Below are 14,905 nucleotides of genomic sequence, written 5' to 3' on the forward strand. Positions count from 1 at the left end.
CCCCGAAATCTCCGGGTGTCGCGCCTGTTCTCCCGTCACAACGCGAACAGCTATGCGCACAGCGTGCTAGATTATACCATGGACGAGGCGCTCGACGATATCAGGTACCTCGCGGACTCGCAGCACCGTCCGGTGGTGATTCGGATGCTCGCCGAGGGCCGGTGCTCCAGGGCGGCGCTTCGGGAGGTGACCGGTGCCTCGTCGGCCACCATCGGCCGCATCGTACAGGCGTTCGAAGAGCGTGGCTGGCTCGTCCGCGACGGCTCTCACTACTCGTTGACGCCGCTCGGCAGGTTCGTCGCAGCGTCGTTCGCGCGATTTCACGGTGACATGGCGGTCGCACGCGAGTTGAACGAACTCCTCCCGTACGTACCGCTCGAGGAGATTGGCGTCAGCGTCGAGCAGCTGACCGACGCGACCGTCACGCACGCAACGCAGTACAATCCGTTCGCCGTGGTCTCTCGCGTGCGGGAACTCGAACGAATCTCCGAGACCGCGCGTAGTCTCACCGACTTCTTCCCCGACCCGTGCATCGAGGGTCGATACAGGTCGATCGTCCACGGCACACAGACGTTCGAAGCGGTGTTCGCCCCGGTCGTCTTCGAGTCCGCCATGGACTCGGCGTTTCTCGACGAGTTCGAAGCCATCGTCGCCTCGGACCGTACTGACATTTACGTGTACGATGGCGAGATTTCGCATCCCGTGATGGTCCACGATGGGGTCGGCTGTCTCGTCGTGCGGAACGACGTAGACGTCTCGATCGGCATGATCGAATCGGACGACGACGTGTTCCTCGAGTGGGTGACGGACGTGTTCGAGACCTATCGGGCCGATGCGACCCTGTTGACCGCTGAAGACCTCGCGGCACCGCTCGAAGACGTGCTCGCCGAGGTCTGTGGCTGAGAGACGCGAACGAACGCTTCGAACAGCAGTCTCGACTGTCCTGCGGAGAAACGCGAGCCTCAGCGAGGATTTCACCTAGTGAGCACTACGCAGCAAGAATCATGACAACACTTCGCACCGAACGTTCGGATGAAGAACTATGGAGATCGTCTTCGCCACGTTCGAATCCGAGCTAGAGCACGATGCCATCGAAGAGACCATGCGCCAGCGGGCGAAGCAGTTCCGAGCGGTGGACGGACTCGTACAGAAGTACTTCGTTCACGACCGAGAGCGCGACCGGTACGGCGCGTGTTTCATCTTCGATTCGGAGGAGTCCCGCGACGCGTACTTCGCGTCGGACCTCAGCGCCGGCGTCGGAGCGGCGTACGCCGTGAAGGGCGAGCCAGCGGTCACGAACGCCCACCTGTTGTTCCCACTCCGCGAGACCGAAGGGCTACCAGAAACCGCGTGAGCAACCACCCAGCGCTGCGCAACACAGGTCGTATAGGCCGTACACGCTACTCCCAGAAGGACTGAATCCGCTCGCTCAGCTCCGACAGCACACGTGAAATGACATCGCGCCAGTCTCCCGCAAACGCCGTGTCCTCACCAGGCGTCGCCGCGTCCGGCGGCGGGTGGAAATGCTCGCGGTCGTTGTGGCTGTTCGGGTGTCTGTCCCACCGACATTCCCACGACCCTCCGTCACGATACTGCTCGAGATAGTGTGCGCTGAAATCGTCCGTCACAAACCACCGAACACGAAGAGATGCACGCGCGACGGCCGCCGGAAAATATCTGGTGTCAAAATCAGCCACGAGGGCGTTCGGTGCGTATGATGGTCGATATTCGACGGTTGAGAACCGAGCGCTTCCACGCAACCGCCGACCAATCCGCTCCAACACATCGCTGTCGATACCGCCGGTACCGTTCGGCTCGTCCTCACGCATTGATGCTCCCAGCACGCCCGCCCGACAACTCATCGCGCCGCGCCGCATCTAACAAGGCTGCACGCTCCTCCAGCGTCTTCCACGTAGACACGGCCTCCCAACGCTCTTCGACAGACTCCTCGTGGCGCTCGTCTGCCAAGGAGACCTCATCAGGCGATGCGACGCCAAACCGTTCCCGGTACGCCTCGGCCGCATCGACCGTCTCTTTGAGCCGCTCGACAATCTCGATCTCCGAGTACTGCTGGCGGATTCGCTCGACTCTGCGCCACCGCAGATACGAATCGTTCCGCTCGTACCGAACCGGTCGCCCAGACAGTTCACGAACGATTCCCATCTCGGTAAACCACGCTAAGTAGTCCCGTGCGGTCTCCGTATCACAGTCTGCACGCTCAGCGATCACCGACACTTTCGTCGGTTCGCGCACCTGCAGGACGACATCCAGCAGACGCTCTCTCGTCGGCCCACCCTTCAGCAGTTCCCCTGGGGATTCCCACGAATCGAACGCAGGCGGTTCTTCGCCCGTGTCCGACATCTCATCGGGCGTATCAGTCGTGTCCATACACGTAGTAACGCCCTTCGCGGTGATATATCTACTGCGAACAGAATTATTTCAGGAACTTCGCAGTTGGTGTGGGAGAGCGTGCACGCAACACTCCGGATGAAAAACGCCTGAAAACCGAACCTATCCCCAAGCTCCGCGTCTATTCCTCGCGCTCCTCGTCGTCCGCCTCGCTAACCGAAATCTCCGTCTCGTGTTCCCGGTCGGCCGCCCGCTGTAACTCCTCGGCACGGAGTTCGGCGCGGGTGTAGGCGTCGTACACCGCGTAGAGCCACACGGCAGGCGCGAGGAGGAAGCCGATGAAGACCATCACCGAGACAGAGGCGACGATAAAGCCGACCGCGAAGACGAGGCCGCGTTCGAGTTCGCGGTTGTACAGCTGTCCGAGGCCGGGGAAAATCGCCGACAACACCGCCGCGACGAAGGGGTTGCCGCCTTCGAGGAGGTCGTCGAGCGCCGAGTCGATCGACGACTTCGGCGGGTCGCGCTGGCGAACCCCGCATTCGGGGCAGATTTCGGCGCGCGCGTCGATGACCGCGCCGCAGTCGCGGCAGAACGCCTCGTCGGGGCCGCGGTCGCGAGTCGAGTCGTCCGCGGAGGTCGATGACATACCTGCCATCTGTCGGCGGGGGACGTTAGTCCTGTGGCGGTCGGGCGTGGGAGCGACCCACCGCCATCTCCGAGGTACTCACCGACGCAGACGCCACCCTCACACACAGTACAAAAACGGCTTCATGAGCGCGACGCGGTCGCCGTCTTCGAGCAGCGTGTCGAAGCCGTCGAGGTTCTCGTTGAACACGCCGTTGACGAGGACACGAGCGTAGGGGCGCGTCTGCTCCCCTTCGGGGTTCTTCCGCCACGTGCCCGGGGGTTGTTCCACCCGCGCCCATCCCCGCGTCGTCGCGTCCGCCTCGCGCTCCGCGATGACGAGGTCACGCACGTCGTAGGCTTCGAAGAACGCGTCGAGGAACGCCCGGAGCGTCTCGCCCGCGAAGGTGAACTCGACCTGATGCGTGCCCGCGGCCGACCTGACGTGTCCGGTCAGGTTGACCTCGACCGTCGTCGTCACCGTCTCGGCCGTCTCCGACGCCGCATCTGTCGCTCCCATCTCTCTCCGTTCCGCCCGCTCGGCAGTCCGTGTCTCCATGCGCTCCGATACGCACCGAATCCGGATGAGCGAGGCCCCGAACACGTTCGGACGCGCCGCAGACCAGACCAGATCAGACCAGACTAGACTACTGCGCCGAACTGTTGTCTGGCTCACAACTAATCCGCTCGCGCCACGACACGAAGGCGCAATGCGAATCGTCCCACCCCGCCTGTACAGTGCAGTCGTCCATAGCTCAGTATTCCTCGGCGCGTCGACCATCGCCGAGGTGTTCGTCGCGTCCGCGCTCGCCGGAATCGCGCCGAACGCCGCCCTCGTCGTCGGCTTTCTCATCACCGTCGGCGTGTACAACTTCGACAAACTCGCCGACCTCGACGCCGACGCCGAGAACTACGCGGAGCGGACCGCCTTCGTGGCGTCCCACCCGCGGGTGTACGCCGCGTGCTCGGTGGTCGCCGTCGCCGTCGCGATCTGGCTCGCCGTCCGGCACGGCGGCGTCTACGCCCTCGGGCTGACGCTGTTTCCGGGCGTCGTCGCGGCGTTCTACAGCGTCCCGCTCGTCCCGCTGTCGTCTGTCGACCGACTCAAGGACGTCTTTCTCGTCAACACCGCGACGGTGTCGCTCGCGTGGGCGGTCCCCGTCGCGTTCATCCCGCTCGCGGTCGCCGCGACGGCACCCGAGTACGCCGCCGGCGCGGCCGGCGCGGCCGTCGCGGCGCTGTGGTTCTTCTTCCGCTCGGCCATCTCGGTCGAAGTCCACAACGTCCGTGACGTGACGGGCGACGCCCGGAACGGCGTCGAGACCCTGCCGACGGTCGTCGGTGTCCGCCGCACGCAACTGGGCCTCTACGGACTGGAACTCGTCTCGCTCGGACTCGTCTGGGCGGCGTCGTGGGTCGGCGTCGTCCCCGCGTGGGCTCCGGTCGCGCTCCTTCCGTCGGTCGCCTATTCGACGTGGATTACCCACGCGCTCACCGGGTCGTCCCGGTCGGTCGAGCGGCTCTGTACGCTCCGTGACGGCGAGGGCGTACTGATGGCCGTCGGCGTCGCGGTCGTCGCTTCGGTTGCCGGTCCCGCCGGTGCGTTCGTGTGATACACACCGAGCCGAGAGCCCGTTCGGAGTGACGCCGACGTAGCTGTCGACCCGAGGCGGCCACCCCGAATTCTCGAATACCCTTTTGTCACTCGATGAATAACTATCTGGATAGTGATTCCGAACATCGGGTGGCCTACTTTCGAACAGGTGGTGTTCGGGGGAACCGCCGGTGCGCATTTCCTCACGCAACCGGTGCCGCTCGTCGTCGTCATCGTGGGGCTGATGATACTCACCGCACTGATAAGTGGCTACGTCGTCTTGTTCGCGTGGCGGCGACGGCCGACGCCCGGTTCGACCGGGCTGGTCGCGTTCGGCCTCGCCAGCGGGTGGTGGTCGGCGGGCTACCTCTTCGAACTCATCGTCGACGACATGGCGCTCAAACTCACGCTCGCGAACCTCCAGTGGGTCGGCGTCCTCGCGGCCCCGCTCGCGTGGTTTCTGTTTTCGTTTTCCTACGCCGGGCGAGACCGCTACACCGCACCGGCGTCGCTCCTCGCGCTCTCTGCGCTCCCGCTCGCCAGCCTCGTCGCCGTGTGGACCAATCCCCTGCATCACCTGATGTGGGGCAGCGTGACGGTCGTCCCCGCCGTCGGGCGGACGATTACCGTCCTCCAGACCGACTGGGGGCCGCTGTACTGGGTCGTGTTGGGATACAGCTACCTGCTGTGGGTCGCCGGCTCGGCCGTCATCTTGCGGACGGCGCTCGACATGCCGACGATCTACCGACTGCAGGCCGCCACCCTCATCGTCGGGGCGCTGATGCCCGTCCTCGGCAACGCCGCCACGACGCTCCTCGAACTCTACGGCCCGGCCATCGACATGACTCCCGCGGCCTTCGCGTTCGCGGGACTCGCCTGTACCGTCGCCATCAGCCGCTACGAACTCCTCGAAGCCCGACCGGTCCCGCGGTGGGTCGCCCGCGAACGCGTGGTCGAGACGATGGCCGACGCGGTGCTCATCACCGACACGAAGTGGCGCGTCACCGACGTGAACCAGTCGGCCGCGCGGATTCTCGGCGACGACGACGCCGAACTCAAGGGGCGACCCATCGGCGACGTTATCGAGGAGTTCTCGCCCGACCAGCGGGACACAGACCAAGTCACCGTCAGGCTCGGGTCGGGCCAGCGGTACTTCGAACTCCGGACGAGCGCCTTCACCGACCACCACGGCCGCGACATCGGCCACGCGCTCGTCTTCCGCGACGTGACCGACCGCCGGCTGAACCTCCAGCAGCTCGAGGTGATGAACCGCGTCCTCCGACACAACCTCCGGACCGAGGCGAACCTCCTCGAAGGCTACGCGAACCTCGTCTTGGACGACATCGACGGCGGCGAACTCGACGACGCGCGGGACCACGCCCAAACCCTCCACGACCACGCGTCGACGCTCGTCAACATCAGCCAGAAAGCGCGGAAACTCGGCGTGGCCCGCGATAACGACGGGAGCGGCGACATCCGCCTGCTCCCCGCAGCCGTCCAGATACGGGCCGCCGCCGACGCCGTCCGAGCCGACTCCCCCGGTGCGAACATCCGGCTCTCGTCGCTTCCCGACCCCGAAATCGTCTGCGCGCCCACGCTCGAACCCATCGTTCGCGAACTCGTCGAGAACGGCGTCCAGCACAACCCGTCGTCGACGCCGGTCGTCTCCGTGACGGCGACCGTGGACGAACGCGAACTCGTGATTCGCGTCGAAGACGACGGCCCCGGCATCAACGCGAGCGAACTCGCCGCCATCGACGCCCACGGCGAGACGCAACTCAGACACGCCAGCGGCCTCGGGCTCTGGCTGGTGAAGTGGGGCGTCGACCAACTCGGCGGCACCGTCGCGTTCCACCCCCGCGAGGAGGGCGGGACCGAAGTGGTGCTTCGGATTCCCGCGTTGCGGGACGAATGAGGTGTTCAGCGACCGGAGAGATCTGTTATCGCAAGTTTGCCACACTCGTCTCAGACGGAATCGTCGGCCGAATACAGCCGACACCCCTATCGGCTGTCATAAAATCACAGTACGGTTGCTCGCTAATTGTAAATATCAATTCTAAGCTTTTACTGAGAAATCGTTGTCAAATTGCATTCAAACCGTTGAAATAGAGGGTTTGTTAATATCATAATCGATAATACTGCGTCAAATTTATAGCTAGCTATCGAGAAAGACGAGCGATAGTCTCCGAATTCTACCCATTCGGTGACAGTTCGGTGGCAGTCGCCATTCGAGCGCGGTGCAAGCCCGCCTACCCAAGAAGTATGACTCGACCATTCACTCGGGTCCGAAGAGCAGCAGCACACGCTCGTTCTTCCACCCACGCGCACACAGTACCGACGGTTAGACATCTCGCTCGACACGGGCTGGTTGGATTCGTCTTCCTCAGTCTCATTGCTGTCGACCCGGCACTCGCCCAAGAGAGCGTCATCTGTCAAACAGACCGACTCCCGACGATGATCTCTGGATTCTTCCAGCTCACGACGACGATTGGACTCATCGGACTCGTCGTCGTCTGGCAGGGGAACTCACTATCGGAGATTTTCACGCTCAGCCCAGACCAACGAGAGAAGATTAAGCGACACAAGCGAACCGCACTCAAGTCGACGCTCACACTCGTCTTACTCGGCCCGCTCTACACCGTCGCTGGTGGAACCATGGGTCTCCCGCTCGCGACGTGTATCGACCTCGTCCCCATCTAGCGGTCGCGTGAGGCCTCACGCTTCGGTCCGTAGTGTGACATGCATACTCGCCGCCATTGCGCTCGTCGTGCTGGCTGGCGTTGGAGCAGCAGCACCCGAGAACAACTCGAACCGGCCCCGCACACAAATGCGACACGCTGGTCGGACGATGCGTGACGTTCTCGACGTGCTGACGACGATGTCCGAGACGCCCGAAGACTTTGTCGTTCGCAGTCCTGTCGAGACGGCGAAGCTCGAAGCGGACGCAGCATGGCTCATCGACCAGCTTCGTCCGTTCGCCGCCGGTGGCCGCTACGAAAATCTCGGCCGGCCGACTGAGTTCGAGATACGCGACGAGAAGCTCATCTATCTCGACCTCGGCCAACAGGAGGGAACCGTCGGTGGCAGTACGAGCCTGCTCATGCAGTTGCTCATCGCCGCCGTCTACGAGCGGGCCAAAGAGACCGACAATGAGGTCGTCTTCGTCATCGACGAAGCCCGCTACATCATGCAGGACACAGAGAGCCTGTCGTTCCTCGAGACGGTGTTCCGACACCACCGTCACCACGACCTCTCGATTCGGCTCGTCACCCAGACCGTCGACGAGCTCTTCCAACATCCGGAGTCGGAAGCGATTCTCGACCAATGTGTCATCAAACAGTTCCACCATCTCGACGGGATGGACGAGACCTGGGCAAACGAGTTCGGCCTCAACTACGCACAGATGCGGTTCGTCCAAGACGCTGTCCCCGGCTCTGACCGACTCGGCTACTCACAAGCGCTCGTTGGACTCGACGGCGAGTGGCGCGGGATTGAGGTGCGGGCGATGCCCGACGAGACCGAGGTCATCGATTACGACCCCGGCGCACACGACCGAGTAGAGAGCCCACTCGCTGACGACTAAAGGGGGGTTTTGGTACTAATCTACAGATAAACAAGGCGAGTGCCTCGGGGCTTGACCCCGAGGGTGAAGCCGACACTCAGACGTGTTCTGTACGTTCGATATACCGTTCAATTGTCTCGCTTGATACCTGTCCCGCCGTTCCGATGTAGTACGACCGCTCCCAGGACCCACCGCCCCACAGATACCTTTCCAAGTACAACTCGTGCTGTTCCCACATCTCCCGCGCCGTGATGCTCTTGACCGTTCGTACGATCTCGCTTGGAGAGTGCTTCGGGTGGGCTGACAAGAACAGGTGTACGTGGTCGGGTGAGATGTGCAACGACAGTATCTCGTAGCCGTACTCGTCACACACCTCGCGGAAACTTGCTTCCAGCGAGTCCCCAATTGGTTCGAGAATCGTGTGGCGGTACTAAGCTGAGCGAAGCTCAGCGATGTCCGCAAGACGGAGGTCTTGCGAGACTTCGGACACCACACGAAGTGGTAGTTGACGTTGTACACCGTGTGATTCGACCGCTTCTCACCCATATTGAACCCACTCCACCAACACAGTAAAGTATATCCGAAGGATATACACAAGTATGGCGAATCGCTTTGAAATCGACGGCGAAGAAGTTCTCGACGGTGAGGTCAAACCGTTCGGGAACAGCGCCCACGTCACCGTCCCTAAACGCTGGCGTGGGGCCGACGTGAAAGTCGTCCGAACCTCAGAACCCGCCGAACAAGACGAAGAATGACCGACACACAGGCTCTCGTCAAGACGCTGGACTTCCAACTCAACATCCAGAGTCACAACGAGAGCCTGTTGTACGACGCCACGCTCGAAGCCCGCTCGTGTACAACGAAACCATCCGTCTCGCCAAAGAAGGCGTGGACTGGAACGCCATTCCTGACCGCGTGGCCGACGACGCCAACCTCGTGAAGAACACGACTCAGCGCGTTGTCGCCAAGGCTCTCGGAGCGATGGAGAACTACTACGAGTACGACGACTCCGGACTCCCGAGTCACACCAAGGACAGTGCGTACCCGCTTCGTGCGAACTACGAGGAGGGGTACAACCTGTCGCTCACCGACGATGGCGACGTGGCGTTCCGAATCAGCGCGAAACCGTACAACCACGTTAAGGGCGTCCTCGAAGGGAGTGACGCTCACCTCGATATTCTCAAGACCGCACTCGAAAGCGACGAGTGGAAGATCGGGACGGCGGAAGCCCTGTTCCACAACGACAATCCTGAGTTGCACGTCAACGTCACCAACACCGAGCAGACCGTTCGAGACAAGCACGACTCACGAACGGTCGTGGGTGTGGACGTGAACGAGGATAACGTCGCGTTGACTTCACTCTCCGAGGATGGCGTCGAGGATACGTTGGTTATCGACTTCCCCGAAATCAAGTTCGAGCGTCATCGCTACTTCACGATGCGGAAGCGCGTCCAGAACGCAGGGAAGTCGAGTCTGCACGACACGCTGGAAGGGCGCGAGGAACGGTTTGTCCGCGACCGGCTCCACAAAGTGTCTCGTCACATCGTGGAGTGGAGCCGTCAGTTCGAGACGCCGTGCATCGTCTTTGAAGACCTCAAAGAGATGCGCGACAGTATCGACTACGGCACGCGGATGAACCGACGCTTGCACCACCTCCCGTTCCGCGTCCTCCAATACTACACGTCGTACAAGGCGTCGTTCGAGGGGATTCCAACTGGCTGGATTAACCCCGAGTACACAAGTCAGCGGTGTCCGATGTGCGGGCATACGGAACGTGCGAACCGCAACAAGAAGCGATTCAAGTGTCGGTCGTGTTCCCACCAAGACCACAGCGACCGTGGTGCAAGCGTCAACATCGCCGTGAAAGGCATTAGGAAGCATCAGGACTGGAATGTGCCTGCTCTCAACAGCCTTCCCGTTGTTCGGAAGGTGCGACGTTCACAAGAGCTACGCTCTTGTGCAGCCCGCAAAGTCACAAGGTGACTTTGAGACGGCGGGCATCGGGGGCTGTGGACGCCCCGACCGTGACCCACTCGACCGTTCGAGGCTATCAGGCCGATGGTCGGATGGGAGTGTCCGACTAAACTACGGGAAGCCTCGGGGCTTGACCCCGAGGCGGTTCACGACGCATCGAACAAGAAGGCGCGACGCGAGGGATCCGGTATCGGCTCGTCGAGCCGTGGTCCTCGCAGGCTACGGCGCGGCGGCACCAACGTTGTTGTTCGAGTTGTTGAACTGTAGGTCAATTTCGAGACCGTCGTAGGCTAGTACGGGTTTCTTCGGGAGTCCGGGGCCACCGCCTTCGAAGTCGATCACACCGATATCAGCCAGTTCAGTCAGATTCCGGTGAACCTGCTTGTAATCACGGTCAACCAATTCTGCGGCTTCGCGGATGCTGTCCGGCTCATCCTCAGAGATCGCCTCTAACAGTTCGAGGTTCTTCGGACTGAGCAGCCGACTGAGTTCTGCGAACGAGTCGAAGTTCAGCACCGGCTGAGCGTCTTCGAGTTCCTCACCTGCCTGTGCCGCCTTGAGTCGCTGTCTCGTGCGTTCGTCGAGGTCGTTTCCCTCACCAACCGTTACTTTGAGCTTCGTCATGTCGTGATCACCTGTCGCGATTTCTCACGTTTCCCAGTCCCAAGAGACGGATGACATCTCCTCGGCCTCTTCTTTGAATCGGTCGTAGAGCGTCAACATTCCAGGGAAGTCGATGATCTCGACTTCAGACCCAGTGTGTCGCTCATGACCCTTCGTCCGTTCGTGGGCGTTGTCGTACCGGAGGATGGTGTCCCCGCCGAGGCTGCCGAGATGGTGACTGTAGTCCCCCCCACTAGGATACTCATCATCCTCCGTTTGGCGGATGGTTACATTGACGACGTACTCGTCTTTGACAGCCTTCCAATCTGCAATCGTGATGTAGGACGCCATCCGTTACCCTATGTTATTACCTCCATAGGAATAAGCCTATGGACCTAAATACATACCCTACACAGACAGCGCTGTATTCAGCACTCCGTGTGTGTCAACTTTCAATAATTTCAGAGGGCCACTAACAGATAAACCACCTGCCGCCGATGTCGTCGTATGACGCTCCAGGTCCGGACGATTGCAGTCGTCCTCCTCGTTTTCATCGCCGGCTGTACTGGTGTCGGTGGCCCCGCACCCGACACAGGAACAACTGCGTCGCCGACAGCAACGCCCACGACAACACCGACTGCGACGACACAATCATCCCAGACTGTCACGTCGGTCAACGGCACACTTGAGGTTCATTTCATCAACGTCGGACAGTCAGTCAGTACACTCCTCGTCGCACCCAATGGTGAGACAATGCTGATCGACACCGGTGACTTCCGAGACGACGGTGAACACGTGCTTTCGTACCTCCAAGCACACGAGATCGATCGCATCGACTATCTCGTGACCTCCCATTCCGATGCGGACCACATCGGTGGGAACGCGGCTGTTATCGACTACTTCGAAACGCAGGCGGACGGTATCGGTGCGGTGTACGACCCCGGGATTACCTCCACCTCCCAGACGTACGAGGCGTATCTCGATGCCGTCGAACAACACGACGTGCCGCTCTACCGCACGCAGGCCGGTGACGAAATCCAAATGGGAGCGGTGACCTCACAGGTCCTGTCACCACCCGAGGGCTACCTCGCCAACGAAGATCGCAACGAGAACAGTATCGTCCTCATGACGCAGTTCGGGTCGACGCGCTTCCTGTTGACCGGCGACGCCGAACACGAAGCCGAAGAGTATCTCGTCGACACGTACGGTTCGCAGTTGCACGCGACGGTACTCAAAACGGGCCACCACGGCTCCGCTGGAAGTACCACCGCACCGTTCCTCGAGGCCGTCCAGCCACAGGTCGCCGTCGTCTCGAGCGCGTACGACTCCCAGTACGGCCACCCGAACGAAGAGACGCTGTCTCGACTCGCAGCGCAGTCCGTCCCGACGTACTGGACGGCAACGCACGGAACGATTGTCTTCGAAAGCGACGGCCAGCAAGTCACCGTGAGCACCCAACGCGATGCACCGACTGACCCGACACAACTCCGTGAGGGGACGGCAGTCGAACCGGGAACGACTGGCGACGTGTCGGCCCGGACGACGATTACGACCGACGGAACGGTCGCGACGCTCACGCCGGTCGCAACCGACGGGGGGACCGAAACTGAGACCGAAACCCCAGCCGCATCGCTCGCAGTCGCGGACGTCCACGCCGATGCTGCGGGGGCCGACACGGACAATCTGAACGACGAGTACATTGTCTTCGAGAACACCGGAAGCGAGACGCTCGATATCTCCGGGTGGACTGTCTCCGATGCCGCAGGTCGGACGTACACCTTCCCATCGGGGACGACACTTGACGCAAGTGCGACGGTTACCCTCCACACCGGGACTGGCACCGATACGTCGACAGACTACTACTGGGGCTCTGGGTCGGCCATCTGGAACAACGGTGGCGATACCATCACCGTGACGGATAATACCGGTGCGGTCGTAGTTGAGGAGACATACTGATGATTCCAGACGGGACGTACACGGCGACAGTCGACCGATTCGAGGACGACCGCGCGGTGTTGCTCGTCGAAGCAGACGGTCAAGATATCGACCAACTCGTCGTCGACCGCGACGAGCTGCCGTGGCGAGCGAGAAGCCAAAACGCAGTCGTGACGATTTCCGTCGTCGACGGCGACTACGACGGTGGTCGATACGAACCCGACGAAACCGAGGCGCGAACTGAAGCCGCCCAGTCACGCTTCGACCGCCTCTCGCGACGCCCGCCGGCTGCTGACAACGCAGACGACGAAGACGCCTAAGCAGACGGCTGTCGCCATGTTCTTCACGCCAGTTCTGTCAGCTCGACGTACCGCGCTCTGAGCGTTGGCACCGAGACATCAGCGAGTGCGGCGAGTGCAGTCTGTGTGGGTCCCACATCGAACTCGGTTCCCGCGAGATAGAGACACGCCGCCGCGACGCCAGCCGGGTTTCGTCCGTTTGTAATTCCTTCTTCGTCCGCACTCGCCGCGAGTTCGTACGCCCGTGACTGCACCCGCGAGGAGAGGTCGCTCTCGGAGCCGAGTCGAGTGACGTACGTCCGCGCGGTGACGACCTGTGCATCGATACCCAGCTCGCTGTTGAGCGCCCGATAGCCCGTCTGGACTTGGTCACACGAACAGCGCGCGACGCTCGCGATTTCATCACGTGGGCGTGGGAGGCCACGACGACGACACGTCGCATACAGGCTTCCCGCGGCAATCATCTCGACTGACCGCCCTCGAATCAGGTCTGCGTCCTGGGCGCGCCGGTATAGCTGACTGGCTTCTTCGATGAGGTTCCACGGGAGGTCGAGTGCGCTTCCCATCCGGCTAATCTCACCGAGCGCCGTCGCGAGGTTGCGCTCTGCTTTCGTCTCGAACCGTGCCCGGCGATGTTCGCGCCGAAGCCGGTGGAGTTGGCGTCGTTTCTTGGCCGACACCGTCCGGCCGTTCGCATCGCGGTTGTAGCCAATCTCTGCGGAGACGCCTCTGTCGTGCCGCGCCGGGGTGAGTTGGCCACCCGTTCGCGAAACTGAGTGGGGGTCCTCGTCGAACACACGCGGGCCGTGGGTGTGGTCGAAATAGTACTGGTCGACAATGAGCCCACACGCCTCGCAAGCCGTTTCACCGCCGTCTGTCGCGAGTCGCCCGTCACACTCGGGACACTCAGCGTCGATGGATTTCCCGCACGATTCGTCGAAGGTTCGGTTGTAGATTTCTCTCAGAGACATGGGTGTCGGTCGTGAGATGGCCTGGTTCGCCACCCCGCACCCCTCAGGGGGTGATACAATTGGCTGGCGGTACGCCCCGGTGTGTAGCGTGTCGTCGTCGCGTTGCCCGCGACCTACGCCGACTGAGACGGACAGTCCTGTTCGAACCCAGACGGCTCAGTCCGTTCTTCGCCGCATTGGACACAGCGCCAGACGCGCCGCCGACTCTGGTCGAACTGCGTCAGTGTTTCGAGCGACGGTGTGTCGTCGTCCCACTCGGTGACGACGAGAATCTCGTGTCCGGTCGGTGTTCGTTCGGCGACGCCGCTGTCGTGTTTGGTGTGTTTCGTTGCCATCGGAAGTGCGAGGTGAGTGTCCCCGCACCCCTCAGGGGGCGATAAAATTCACCGCGAGTACCGGACCGTCTTCGTCTCTTGTCGCGACTCTCGTTCACACCGCGCGAAGCGGCCGTCCGGCTGAGGCAGGATGCGCGTCCGGAGTTCGAACAACACCCGTCTCAGGTGCTTGCACTCGACACCGCGTTTCTGGTGGTCCGGACAGCTACAGGTGCCAGCCGCAATATCGACCTCGTAGGTGTTCCCGCTTGAGGAGTCGACTTCGTAGCGCGGGCCGACGGTCCCGAATCGGACGGTCATCGATTCGGTGAGTGCTTTCCACGTCCGCGAATCTTCGACCGCGTAGCCGCCGTCACTCACGAGCGGGCGACCCGGTGTCGCGCGACACGGTTCGCGGAACTCGTCGCGCCGATTCCGCTCGTGGCCACAGTTCCGACAGCGCCAAAAGCGCGTTCGGTAGCCGTCGCCGTCGGACAGTTCGATGTCGTAGTCAGTTGGCTTGCTTCCTGGCAGCCACTCCGTCACGCGGACGAGGTCGTGACCGCGGTGGGTCGATGTCGATACAGACTGTCTGGTGGGTGGTCGGGTCGTAGTCATTGGCACGGCGAGCGCTCGTGGTGAGCCCCCGCACCCTGTGTGGGGGCGATAAAATTGCT

17 protein-coding genes and 3 pseudogenes are annotated in these 14,905 nt (G+C 62.0%); 10 read left to right on the top strand and 10 right to left on the bottom strand.

Translation table 11 applies throughout. The features are described from left to right. Positions 1–78 precede the first annotated feature (78 nt). Together DEQ92_RS05655 and DEQ92_RS05660 are read left to right on the top strand one after the other, a co-directional pair. The gene (locus tag DEQ92_RS05655) at positions 79–903 is read left to right on the top strand and encodes a winged helix-turn-helix domain-containing protein (protein WP_115804564.1); all 825 of its coding nucleotides are present in this window, start codon (positions 79–81) and stop codon (positions 901–903) included. Positions 904–1,042: 139 nt separating this feature from the next. Continuing rightward, entirely contained in the window at positions 1,043–1,354 is a 312-nt protein-coding gene (locus DEQ92_RS05660; protein WP_004973017.1) for a YdhR family protein, read from the top strand. 46 nt (positions 1,355–1,400) lie between these two features. On the opposite strand, the gene DEQ92_RS05665 is transcribed toward DEQ92_RS05660, so the two are convergent. The 4 genes from DEQ92_RS05665 to DEQ92_RS05680 form a co-directional block, all read right to left on the bottom strand. Further along, complete coding sequence (locus tag DEQ92_RS05665; RefSeq protein ID WP_115804563.1) at positions 1,401–1,829, bottom strand: hypothetical protein; 429 nt, start codon at positions 1,827–1,829, stop codon at positions 1,401–1,403. Further along, a complete protein-coding gene (locus DEQ92_RS05670) occupies positions 1,822–2,388 on the bottom strand; it encodes a hypothetical protein (RefSeq protein ID WP_004973018.1) in 567 nt (188 codons plus the stop codon). The genes DEQ92_RS05665 and DEQ92_RS05670 overlap by 8 nt, the downstream gene beginning before the upstream one ends. A gap of 142 nt (positions 2,389–2,530) precedes the next feature. Further along, on the bottom strand, positions 2,531–2,998 hold the full coding sequence (locus DEQ92_RS05675) for a zinc ribbon domain-containing protein (protein ID WP_004973020.1): 468 nt from the start codon (positions 2,996–2,998) through the stop codon (positions 2,531–2,533). Positions 2,999–3,097: 99 nt separating this feature from the next. Next, a complete protein-coding gene (locus DEQ92_RS05680) occupies positions 3,098–3,535 on the bottom strand; it encodes a pterin cluster protein (protein ID WP_233516827.1) in 438 nt (145 codons plus the stop codon). A gap of 151 nt (positions 3,536–3,686) precedes the next feature. On the opposite strand from DEQ92_RS05680, the gene DEQ92_RS05685 reads away from it, so the two are divergent. From DEQ92_RS05685 to DEQ92_RS05700, 4 genes and pseudogenes are all read left to right on the top strand, one after another. Then, positions 3,687–4,589, top strand: a complete 903-nt coding sequence (locus tag DEQ92_RS05685) for a UbiA family prenyltransferase (RefSeq protein WP_004973023.1) — start codon at positions 3,687–3,689, stop codon at positions 4,587–4,589. 114 nt (positions 4,590–4,703) lie between these two features. Continuing rightward, positions 4,704–6,485, top strand: a complete 1,782-nt coding sequence (locus DEQ92_RS05690; protein WP_115820520.1) for a histidine kinase N-terminal 7TM domain-containing protein — start codon at positions 4,704–4,706, stop codon at positions 6,483–6,485. Between the two features lie 539 nt (positions 6,486–7,024). Next, positions 7,025–7,270 carry a hypothetical protein gene (locus DEQ92_RS05695; RefSeq protein WP_004973027.1) on the top strand — a complete coding sequence of 82 codons (246 nt, stop codon included), beginning with the start codon at positions 7,025–7,027 and terminating at the stop codon, positions 7,268–7,270. A gap of 145 nt (positions 7,271–7,415) precedes the next feature. Then, a pseudogene (locus DEQ92_RS05700) lies at positions 7,416–8,153 on the top strand (transferase); the annotation flags it as partial. A gap of 76 nt (positions 8,154–8,229) precedes the next feature. Here the strand turns inward: DEQ92_RS05700 and tnpA are convergent. Continuing rightward, positions 8,230–8,678, bottom strand: a pseudogene (tnpA, locus tag DEQ92_RS05705) (IS200/IS605 family transposase). 53 nt (positions 8,679–8,731) lie between these two features. Here tnpA and DEQ92_RS05710 point away from each other — a divergent pair. Both DEQ92_RS05710 and DEQ92_RS05715 read left to right on the top strand, forming a co-directional pair. Then, positions 8,732–8,887 (top strand): DUF2080 family transposase-associated protein, encoded by a 156-nt coding sequence (locus DEQ92_RS05710; RefSeq protein ID WP_115820521.1) that lies wholly within the window; start codon positions 8,732–8,734, stop codon positions 8,885–8,887. Then, positions 8,884–10,216, top strand: a pseudogene (locus DEQ92_RS05715) (RNA-guided endonuclease InsQ/TnpB family protein). The gene DEQ92_RS05710 and the pseudogene DEQ92_RS05715 overlap by 4 nt, the downstream one beginning before the upstream one ends. Positions 10,217–10,325: 109 nt before the next feature. Here the strand turns inward: DEQ92_RS05715 and DEQ92_RS05725 are convergent. Together DEQ92_RS05725 and DEQ92_RS05730 are read right to left on the bottom strand one after the other, a co-directional pair. Further along, on the bottom strand, positions 10,326–10,730 hold the full coding sequence (locus DEQ92_RS05725) for a transcriptional regulator (RefSeq protein ID WP_115820523.1): 405 nt from the start codon (positions 10,728–10,730) through the stop codon (positions 10,326–10,328). A gap of 24 nt (positions 10,731–10,754) precedes the next feature. Beyond that, complete coding sequence (locus DEQ92_RS05730) at positions 10,755–11,060, bottom strand: DUF6516 family protein (protein ID WP_115820524.1); 306 nt, start codon at positions 11,058–11,060, stop codon at positions 10,755–10,757. Positions 11,061–11,216: 156 nt separating this feature from the next. Between DEQ92_RS05730 and DEQ92_RS05735 the strand changes: the two genes are divergently transcribed. Both DEQ92_RS05735 and DEQ92_RS05740 read left to right on the top strand, forming a co-directional pair. Further along, positions 11,217–12,665, top strand: a complete 1,449-nt coding sequence (locus tag DEQ92_RS05735; RefSeq protein ID WP_115820525.1) for a lamin tail domain-containing protein — start codon at positions 11,217–11,219, stop codon at positions 12,663–12,665. Then, complete coding sequence (locus tag DEQ92_RS05740) at positions 12,665–12,964, top strand: DUF3006 domain-containing protein (RefSeq protein ID WP_115820526.1); 300 nt, start codon at positions 12,665–12,667, stop codon at positions 12,962–12,964. The genes DEQ92_RS05735 and DEQ92_RS05740 overlap by 1 nt, the downstream gene beginning before the upstream one ends. A 23-nt stretch (positions 12,965–12,987) precedes the next feature. On the opposite strand, the gene DEQ92_RS05745 is transcribed toward DEQ92_RS05740, so the two are convergent. The 3 genes from DEQ92_RS05745 to DEQ92_RS05755 all read right to left on the bottom strand — a co-directional run bounded on the left by DEQ92_RS05745 (position 12,988) and on the right by DEQ92_RS05755 (position 14,846). After that, positions 12,988–13,914 carry a transcription initiation factor IIB family protein gene (locus tag DEQ92_RS05745; protein ID WP_115820527.1) on the bottom strand — a complete coding sequence of 309 codons (927 nt, stop codon included), beginning with the start codon at positions 13,912–13,914 and terminating at the stop codon, positions 12,988–12,990. A gap of 113 nt (positions 13,915–14,027) precedes the next feature. After that, the gene (locus DEQ92_RS05750) at positions 14,028–14,249 is read right to left on the bottom strand and encodes a hypothetical protein (RefSeq protein WP_115820528.1); all 222 of its coding nucleotides are present in this window, start codon (positions 14,247–14,249) and stop codon (positions 14,028–14,030) included. Between the two features lie 48 nt (positions 14,250–14,297). Beyond that, positions 14,298–14,846: an SWIM zinc finger family protein gene (locus DEQ92_RS05755; protein ID WP_233516828.1), complete on the bottom strand. Its 549-nt coding sequence runs from the start codon at positions 14,844–14,846 to the stop codon at positions 14,298–14,300. Positions 14,847–14,905 lie beyond the last annotated feature (59 nt).

This window comes from Haloferax sp. Atlit-6N (assembly GCF_003383195.1).
GTDB classification, from domain to species: Archaea; Halobacteriota; Halobacteria; order Halobacteriales; family Haloferacaceae; genus Haloferax; species Haloferax gibbonsii.

Bases quoted from the DNA above. Each gene is read 5' to 3' on its own strand.
- DEQ92_RS05685 (WP_004973023.1), top strand. From the start codon at position 3,687: ATGCGAATCGTCCCACCCCGCCTGTACAGTGCAGTCGTCCATAGCTCA.
- DEQ92_RS05675 (WP_004973020.1), bottom strand. From the start codon at position 2,998: ATGTCATCGACCTCCGCGGACGACTCGACTCGCGACCGCGGCCCCGAC.
- DEQ92_RS05745 (WP_115820527.1), bottom strand. From the start codon at position 13,914: ATGTCTCTGAGAGAAATCTACAACCGAACCTTCGACGAATCGTGCGGG.
- DEQ92_RS05735 (WP_115820525.1), top strand. From the start codon at position 11,217: ATGACGCTCCAGGTCCGGACGATTGCAGTCGTCCTCCTCGTTTTCATC.
- DEQ92_RS05740 (WP_115820526.1), top strand. From the start codon at position 12,665: ATGATTCCAGACGGGACGTACACGGCGACAGTCGACCGATTCGAGGAC.
- DEQ92_RS05680 (WP_233516827.1), bottom strand. From the start codon at position 3,535: ATGGAGACACGGACTGCCGAGCGGGCGGAACGGAGAGAGATGGGAGCG.
- DEQ92_RS05670 (WP_004973018.1), bottom strand. From the start codon at position 2,388: ATGGACACGACTGATACGCCCGATGAGATGTCGGACACGGGCGAAGAA.
- DEQ92_RS05755 (WP_233516828.1), bottom strand. From the start codon at position 14,846: ATGACTACGACCCGACCACCCACCAGACAGTCTGTATCGACATCGACC.
- DEQ92_RS05710 (WP_115820521.1), top strand. From the start codon at position 8,732: ATGGCGAATCGCTTTGAAATCGACGGCGAAGAAGTTCTCGACGGTGAG.
- DEQ92_RS05730 (WP_115820524.1), bottom strand. From the start codon at position 11,060: ATGGCGTCCTACATCACGATTGCAGATTGGAAGGCTGTCAAAGACGAG.
- DEQ92_RS05695 (WP_004973027.1), top strand. From the start codon at position 7,025: ATGATCTCTGGATTCTTCCAGCTCACGACGACGATTGGACTCATCGGA.
- DEQ92_RS05750 (WP_115820528.1), bottom strand. From the start codon at position 14,249: ATGGCAACGAAACACACCAAACACGACAGCGGCGTCGCCGAACGAACA.
- DEQ92_RS05725 (WP_115820523.1), bottom strand. From the start codon at position 10,730: ATGACGAAGCTCAAAGTAACGGTTGGTGAGGGAAACGACCTCGACGAA.
- DEQ92_RS05665 (WP_115804563.1), bottom strand. From the start codon at position 1,829: ATGCGTGAGGACGAGCCGAACGGTACCGGCGGTATCGACAGCGATGTG.
- DEQ92_RS05660 (WP_004973017.1), top strand. From the start codon at position 1,043: ATGGAGATCGTCTTCGCCACGTTCGAATCCGAGCTAGAGCACGATGCC.
- DEQ92_RS05655 (WP_115804564.1), top strand. From the start codon at position 79: ATGGACGAGGCGCTCGACGATATCAGGTACCTCGCGGACTCGCAGCAC.